The sequence below is a fragment of the Polymorphospora sp. NPDC051019 genome, from assembly GCF_040683055.1.
Taxonomy (GTDB): domain Bacteria; phylum Actinomycetota; class Actinomycetes; order Mycobacteriales; family Micromonosporaceae; genus Polymorphospora; species Polymorphospora lycopeni.
The window spans coordinates 1-1766 of record NZ_JBFBCH010000050.1 but is presented as its reverse complement, the minus strand read 5'-3'; the positions used below and the strand labels follow the sequence as shown (position 1 = coordinate 1766).

The following is a 1766-nucleotide window of genomic DNA, read 5'->3' as shown; positions in this document are numbered from 1 at the left end:
GGGTCGCCTTCGCAGTCGATGACGACGATCTGGCCCGGCTTCAACTCGTTGAACAGGATCCGCTCGGACAGGTTGTCCTCGATGTCACGCTGGATCGTCCGACGCAACGGACGCGCACCCAACACAGGGTCGAACCCCTTCTTCGCCAGATACCGCTTGGCGTCGTCGGTCAACTCCATACTCATGTCCTTGTTCCGCAACTGCGTCTCGATCCGACCGATCATGATGTCCACAATCGAAAGGATCTCCGTCTGCCGCAACTGATGGAACACGATCGTGTCATCGATCCGGTTCAGGAACTCCGGCCGGAAATGCTGCTTCAACTCATCGTTGACCTTCGTCTTCATCCGCTCGTAGTTCGACTCCGAGTCCTCAGAAGCCTGGAAACCAAGAGACACAGCCTTCGCCACATCCCGCGTACCCAGGTTCGTCGTCAGGATGATCACCGTGTTCTTGAAGTCCACGATCCGACCCTGACCATCAGTCAACCGACCGTCCTCCAGGATCTGCAACAACGTGTTGAACACATCCGGATGAGCCTTCTCGATCTCATCGAACAACACCACCGAGAACGGCCGACGACGGACCTTCTCCGTCAACTGCCCACCCTCGTCGTAGCCGACATAACCAGGAGGCGCACCCACCAGCCGCGACACCGTGTACCGGTCATGGAACTCACTCATGTCCAACTGGATGAGCGCGTCCTCACTACCGAACAGGAACTCCGCCAAAGCCTTCGACAGCTCCGTCTTACCAACCCCGGACGGGCCGGCGAAGATGAACGAACCCGACGGACGCTTCGGATCCTTCAACCCGGCACGGGTACGACGGATCGCCTTGGAGACCGCCCTGACCGCATCCTCCTGACCGATGACCCGCTTGTGCAGCTCGGCCTCCATACGCAGCAGCCGGGAAGTCTCCTCCTCGGTCAGCTTGTACACCGGAATACCCGTCCAGTTCGCCAGGACCTCGGCGATCTGCTCATCGTCGACCTCGGACACCACGTCCAGGTCCCCGGCCTTCCACTCCTTCTCCCGCTGCGCCTTCTGACCCAGCAGCTGCTTCTCCTTGTCCCGCAACTGCGCCGCCCGCTCGAAATCCTGCGCGTCGATCGCGGACTCCTTGTCCCGACGCACCTGCGCGATCCGCTCGTCGAAGTCCCGCAGGTCCGGCGGCGCCGTCATCCGACGGATCCGCATCCGCGCACCCGCCTCGTCGATCAGATCGATCGCCTTGTCCGGCAGGAACCGGTCCGAGATGTACCGGTCCGCCAGCGTCGCCGCCGCGACCAACGCCGCGTCGGTGATCGTCACCCGATGGTGCGCCTCGTAACGGTCCCGCAAACCCTTCAGGATCTCGATCGTGTGCGCCAGCGACGGCTCACCCACCTGGATCGGCTGGAACCGCCGCTCCAACGCCGCGTCCTTCTCCACATACTTGCGGTACTCGTCCAGCGTCGTCGCACCGATCGTCTGCAACTCGCCACGGGCCAGCATCGGCTTCAGAATCGACGCCGCGTCGATCGCACCCTCCGCGGCACCCGCACCCACCAACGTGTGAATCTCGTCGATGAACAGGATGATGTCACCACGGGTACGGATCTCCTTGAGCACCTTCTTCAAGCGCTCCTCGAAATCACCCCGATACCGCGAACCCGCGACCAGAGCACCCAGATCAAGCGTGTAAAGCTGCTTGTCCTTCAGCGTCTCCGGCACCTCACCCTTGATGATCTTCTGGGACAAACCCTCGACCACCGCGGTCTTGCC

At 61.8% G+C, this 1766-nt stretch carries 1 protein-coding gene; it reads right to left on the bottom strand.

The window, feature by feature from the left end; all coding sequences use genetic code 11:
* Nucleotides 1-1766: ATP-dependent Clp protease ATP-binding subunit (locus AB0M79_RS36290; protein WP_364223358.1), on the bottom strand; the 1766-nt coding region annotated here is incomplete at both ends.